Origin of the sequence: Pedobacter sp., from assembly GCF_035566355.1 — a bacterium.
GTDB lineage: Bacteria > Bacteroidota > Bacteroidia > Sphingobacteriales > Sphingobacteriaceae > Pedobacter.
In genome coordinates, this window is sequence record NZ_DATMRL010000031.1 from 1 (window position 1) to 6,430 (window position 6,430).

A 6,430-nucleotide genomic window follows, 5' to 3' on the forward strand; every position below is an offset into this window, starting at 1 on the left:
CCTATCTGGCCAGCGTCTGCACCTGTCAGACCTACATAGCTTAACGGCAAAGCATCTTTAGCTGCCTTAAAATCTGCAATGATTTGGTTCCATAAGGCCTCTTCTGTCGCCGTATGTGGAAAATACTTTGTTTTATCGGTCGGTAATTCATCTATTAACGGTACAGTTTTGTACGTAACAGCAAGGTTAAAATAGGCCAGACCTCGGAGAAAATGTGCCTGTCCAAGCAAACGTTTCTTCAGATCTTCGTTCATCGTAATGGAAGGCACGTTAAAGATCACTTGATTTGCACGCCATACCAGTTGGTAATGTGTTGCCCAGAGCCATTGTACCGGTCCGGAATTAGAAGGTATAGTGAAATTTCCAACCTGTACAAGATCTCCCCATGGGCTATCTCCTGTAAAATCATCCCCCCTACCGTCGGTAAGAGCGGGAAACATCCGCATATAAGTTCCATCCTGGATTAAACTGTTGTATACCGCATCCAGACCCGCTTTCGCATCGGCTTCTGTCTTCCAATACAAGTCTATGGTTTTGGCATTAGGATTCTGGATATCCAGCTGTTTTTTACAACCGGTAAAAGCCAGTCCTAATAAAACGCCATATAATATTTTCTTCATCACGTTGTGTTTATGTTATATTGATCTTTTTTAAAACCCGGCTTGTATCCCAAATAAGAAAGTTCTTGGAGTTGGATAAGAGCCTGCATCGTAACCCGGTTGAAACGGGTCCCTTTGTGCAAAATCAGGATTATAGCCTTTGTAATATTGAAAGGTATAAGCGTTTTGAACAGTTGCATACAACCTTAACCGCTGTGTAAATTTGACCAGCTTTTTGGGAAGCGTATAACCAAGGGAAACTGTATTGATCCGGAGATAGTCTCCTTTTTGGAGCCAGCCTTTACGATCAGAATCTATTCCATTCTGGTTCGGATCATTTGCTACTAAACGAGGATATTCGTTATTTGGATTGCTTGGTGTCCATCTGTTTAGTGCATCTTCATGATAGTTGATATAATCTGTCGTATGCATTAATGAACGATATAATCCACTATTGATCAGGTATCCTGCAGCACCAGAAGCAAAGAAGGTAAAATCGAAGCTTTTATAGCTGGCATTAAAGTTTAAACCATAATATACTTTAGGTAAAGAACTACCCAGATCCGTCCGGTCATAATCATTGATGATTCCATCTGGAACACCATTTGGGCCACTAATATCTTTGAATTTCAGATCGCCTGGTGCTGTTAATGAATTTTGAAAAGCATGGTTGCTGATCTCTTCCTGCGACTGGAATATTCCTTCTACAACTCTACCGTAATGACGACCAATTTCGTGTCCTACTTTACTTACAAAGCCACCAACAATGCGTTGTGTTTCTGTGCTGTTGAGCTCCAGCAACTCGTTGCTAACCGTAGTCACATTAGCAGACAAATCCATAGTAAAATCTCCTTGTTTCTTATGATACCCCATCACCACCTCAAATCCCGAATTACGCATAGAAGCCGCATTCACTGTAGGATATGTATTGATAGATCCGACACTTGCCGGAATTTGTACACCTATCAAAGCATCTGATGTTTTATTATTATAATATTCTGCAGTCACATCAAACATACCATGGAACAAAGAAGCGTCCAGCGCTATATTTTTGGTGATCTTGGTTTCCCATTTTATCGTACTGTCATAAACATTGGTTTGTGTTCCACCTACAACTTTACTTCCGTTGAAGTTATATACGATATTAGGGTTCAGATAACCCTGATAAAGGAACTCTCCTATATTGGCATTTCCTAATTTCCCATATCCCCCTCTCAGTTTCAAGTCGCTGATGAAAGAAGGCAATGTAAAAAACTTCTCCTTACTGATACGCCATCCGGCAGAGATTCCCGGAAAATTACCATATTTATTGCCCGGAGCAAATCTGGTCGATCCATCTCTTCTGAAATTTGCGGTGAGCAGATAACGGTCGTCATAATTATAATTCAAACGGGCAAACATCCCAAAAAAAGCATACGGATATTTACTTCCGGCCAGAGATTTATTAGTTCCGTTATCTAAAACCAGGTAATTCGGATCAACTTGTTCTGAATGTCCACTGAGTGTACTTGTTGTGTTTTTATTATAACTGATCCCGGTAACCACATTTACAACATGCTTGCCAAAGGTCTTATCATAAGTCAGCGTATTGTCGATTAAATTATTGGTATAGGTTCTGGTGGCATTGTCTAAACGGTTCACCGATTCTTTAAAAAAGAAACCAAGGTCAAATACCGGTTGAAAAGCGAAATCATGTGCTATAGTTTTATCATACGCAGCGTTTACCTTGTATTTTAAGCTGTGTCCGTTGCTGTTGAGCAGTTGCGCTTCAGCCCAGGCTACGGCAAAAGTTCTATCTACATCTGTATAATTAGTAAATAAACTGTTTACGCCCACCACATTGAGTGATATGGCCCTCTCCAGATCTGATTGTGTGCCTCCAAAACCATTAAGCATGGTGGGATCATAGACCTTTTGTGTTGGAATCGCTATCAATAAATCATTGATCATAGCGGGCCTTCCTCCTTTTAAAACATCCCCACGGTAAGTAAGTGAATTTTCTTTAGAATGGGTATAACTTAAAGATTGACCGAACTTAAAGATTCCCATTTGCTGCGTAGTATTTACACGACCGGTGTAACGGGTATAATCTGGCCCCTGGCCTACAAATGTACCACCTTGCTTAAAGTAATCAAGAGATACATTGTAGGTAGAGCTTTCCGTACCACCAGAAAAATTTAAGTTCTGATTAACCCTCTCACCTGTTTTCAAACCTTCCTTTTGCCAGTCTGTATCTACATCACTGATGTAACGCGGATTGTTGGGATCATTGGCAGGTGCCATGGTCTGATTGCCATTCAATTGAGATTCATTATTTAAAGTTTGATAACCTACACGATTGGCTACTGGTATTCTCTGGCTCACTTTATCTACGCCATAGTAACCATTATAGTCAATACGTAAGGGAGCACCTTTTTTACCTTGCTTGGTCGTAATGATAATGACCCCATTGGCTGCTGCTGCACCGTAGATTGCCGCCGCGGTACCATCCTTCAGGACTTGCATAGATTCAATATCATTTGGACTAAAATCTCTTGGAGGATTAAAAAGCATTACCCCATCTACTACATACAACGGCGTCTGGTTGCCAAAGGTGGTTAAACCGCGAATACGGATGGTCGGCGATGAACCTGGCTGACCATCATTGGTTACCGAAATACCAGCCACACGGCCCTGAAGCAATTGTCCAACATCACTGGCCGACGTTTTTTTCATCTCTGTTGTATTTACTGAGGCTACAGAACCGGTCACATCACTTTTCTTCTGACTTCCATAGCCTACTACAACGACATCGTTTAGAGTTACACTGCTTGGCTTAAGCACAACATTAACCTGGCTACGGCCGCTTAATACAATCTCCTGATCTGTAAAACCCAGGAGTTTCACCACCAACACATCATTAGCTGATGCAGGAATAGAAAAGTAGCCACTACCATCTGTAGCGGTGGCTGCAGGTTTCCCTTTAACCTGAACGGTTGCTCCGGGGAGTCCCAGCCCCTGCTCATCTGCAATTTTTCCTTTGACGAGCGGCCGACTCTGGGCTTTTAGCAAAACCGGAAAGAAAAGGAGCAACAACAGCAGACGCCAATTGTGCCTCCGGTAATTTTGGAGTAAAAATGATCTCATAGAATTATATGTTTATGATTTGGTTGCAGAATAGAATTAACAAAAAGTAAAAGTACCACCGGGATATACATAGTTGAAAATTTCGCCTATAAATCCGGGACATTCGCACGCCTTACTCCTTCAATTATAGCACAGGTTAATACTTGGTTTTTTATTCTGATCAATACTTTATGATCATAAATCGAATGTAGGAAAAAAACATTAACCGTCAAATTAACATTTAAAAACAAAATAAACATTCCTTTGAAAATTTAAACCATCATACAATCCGTTTAACAGAAAACAATCAAACAGCTGATTAAAAGATACTTAACAAAACAAAAACAGCATAAAAAAATAGAAAAACTACAATTTAACAGAAAATAAACAAACCGTTTTTTGCTAACATAATGCAGTTTTGCGTTAAAAACTTGTTAATAAATGGGCTAATATTTATTTATTTCAGGCAAAAATGCGGGCAAAAAAGTTTGTTTTTTTGTGTATTTAATGAGCGGCTGTTCCCATTGAAAATGGAGATAAAATGGAAAGATCACAAATAAATGTTAATTTAACGATTAATAACTTAAAAACTTTAGCTGATAACCAAATATCAACATCAAAATGAAACACCATTTCCTCATCCTGATTTTACTTTTATGCACAACATTTTCACAGGCTCAAAGCTTGTCTAGTCCTGACCAGAAAATCAGAGTTGATGTAGCAATGTCTTCCGGCAAACCGGTATACAGTATTTATTTTAACAAGCTTCCTGTACTTCAAAAATCTGCCCTTGGCCTAGACATTAATGGCATTTCTTTTCACGATCAGCTAAAGACAAGCGGTGTCTCCCCTGTTCAAGCTGCAGAAGCACATTATAACATGCTTAATGCAAAGAAAAGCGAGATGATCTATAAAGCCAACAAGCGTACATTTATATGGAGCAATGTAAAAGGAGAAAAAATCGGCGTTACTTTCCAGGTTTCCAACGATGGTGTTGCCTTTCGTTACGAGTTTACAGAGAAACAAGATCTGCTTAGCACTGTCAATAAGGAATATACCAGTTATCATATCCCCGAAAAGGCTAAAGCCTGGTTGCAGCACAAAGCAGAGGCCCAAACAGGTTGGGAACACACCAATCCTTCCTATGAAGAGAATTATCAGCAAGATGTTGCCACAGGCACGTTTTCCAAAACCGGCTGGGTTTATCCTGCTCTGTTTAAATCAAATGATGTATGGATGGCCATTACAGAGGCCGGAATGGATGGTAAATATTGCGGCACTTTTATAAAAAATGAGCCGGGCAGCCCGGTATATCAGATTACTTTTCCAGACACCAGAGAAGTTTTCACTGGCAAAGGATCTTTACCGGAATCTAAAGGTTCCTGGACTTCTCCCTGGAGGGTTATTGCTATAGGTTCTTTAAAGACCATTATGGAGTCTACTCTGGGAACAGATCTGGCCCAGCCTGCGATCCCCTTAAAAGATGCCTCTTTCATCAAACCCGGCCAGGCTTCCTGGAGCTGGATTATGAGCAAAGACGAATTTATTACCTATGAGGAGCAAAAAAATTATATTGATTATGCTGCAGATATGAAATGGGCCTACACTTTAATAGATGTAGATTGGGATACTAAAATAGGTTATGAAAAAATGACTGAACTTGCAGCTTACGCTGCAAAAAAGAATGTAGGCTTGTTGTTATGGTACAATTCTGCCGGAAGCTGGAATACAGTACCCTATCACCCAAAAAACAAATTACTAACGCATGAAAGCCGGGTAGAAGAATTCAGCCGCCTGCAAAAAATGGGCATTAAAGGAGTTAAAATCGATTTCTTTAATGGTGATGGACGCTCTATGATTGCTTATTACACGGAAATACTGAAAGATGCAGCAGATTACCAGTTACTGGTTAATTTCCATGGAGCAACTTTACCAAGAGGCTGGGCAAGAACTTATCCTCATTTAATGACTACCGAAGCAGTAAAAGGTTTTGAAATGGTCACCTTTATGCAGGAGGCTGCAGATATGGAAGCTACACATGCTGCAATGCTCCCTTTTACACGCAACCTGTTTGACCCGATGGATTTTACACCAATGAACCTGTACAAAATCCCAACAAATGTAATCCGCAAAACCACCAGCGCTTTTGAACTGGCAACCAGTGTGTTGTTTCTTTCCGGTATCCAGCATTATGCAGAATCGCCGGAGGGGATGGCTAAGGTTCCAGCAGATGTAAAAACATTTTTGAGTTCATTACCTGTACACTGGGATGAGGTGAAATTTATCGATGGATTGCCTGGAAAACTTGTAATTATAGCCAGAAGAAGTGGCTCTAAATGGTATGTGGCTGGAATAAATGGAGAGAATAAACCAAAGAAAGTTTTGCTCGATTTGTCTGCATTGAGAATGGCTAAAGCTAAACTTTTCAATGATGGTAAAGTGCCGCTTAGCTTTGATATCAGCGAAGTGAATACTGCACAAAAATATGAAATAGAATTAAAGGCTAATGGTGGCTTTGTGTTGGCGCAAGAATAGTTTTGTTCTTTATCCACCAGTCATATCTGCACTTACATAGACCCAGGCGTCTTTACCAGATTTTAAAGTAACAGCGATTCTTTTATAATCGTCTACCTCATAACCATCAGCCTGAATAAGTTCTTCTACAGTGATCGCAAAAACAGTCCCCTTAATACTGTCACATTCGTTATTTGTTCTGGTAATGATAG

General features: G+C 40.2%; 4 protein-coding genes. 1 reads left to right on the plus strand and 3 read right to left on the minus strand.

The features are described from left to right. Both VNZ46_RS01065 and VNZ46_RS01070 read right to left on the minus strand, forming a co-directional pair. Positions 1-620: RagB/SusD family nutrient uptake outer membrane protein (locus VNZ46_RS01065; protein WP_325558212.1), on the minus strand; the 620-nt coding region annotated here is incomplete at its 3' end. A 30-nt stretch (positions 621-650) separates the two neighbouring features. After that, entirely contained in the window at positions 651-3,725 is a 3,075-nt protein-coding gene (locus tag VNZ46_RS01070) for a TonB-dependent receptor (protein WP_325558213.1), read from the minus strand. A 600-nt stretch (positions 3,726-4,325) separates the two neighbouring features. Between VNZ46_RS01070 and VNZ46_RS01075 the strand changes: the two genes are divergently transcribed. Continuing rightward, on the plus strand, positions 4,326-6,239 hold the full coding sequence (locus VNZ46_RS01075; RefSeq protein ID WP_325558215.1) for a glycoside hydrolase family 97 protein: 1,914 nt from the start codon (positions 4,326-4,328) through the stop codon (positions 6,237-6,239). Between the two features lie 9 nt (positions 6,240-6,248). Here VNZ46_RS01075 and VNZ46_RS01080 read toward each other — a convergent pair. Next, the coding region (locus tag VNZ46_RS01080) for a gamma-glutamylcyclotransferase (protein ID WP_325558216.1) at positions 6,249-6,430 on the minus strand (182 nt) is incomplete at its 5' end.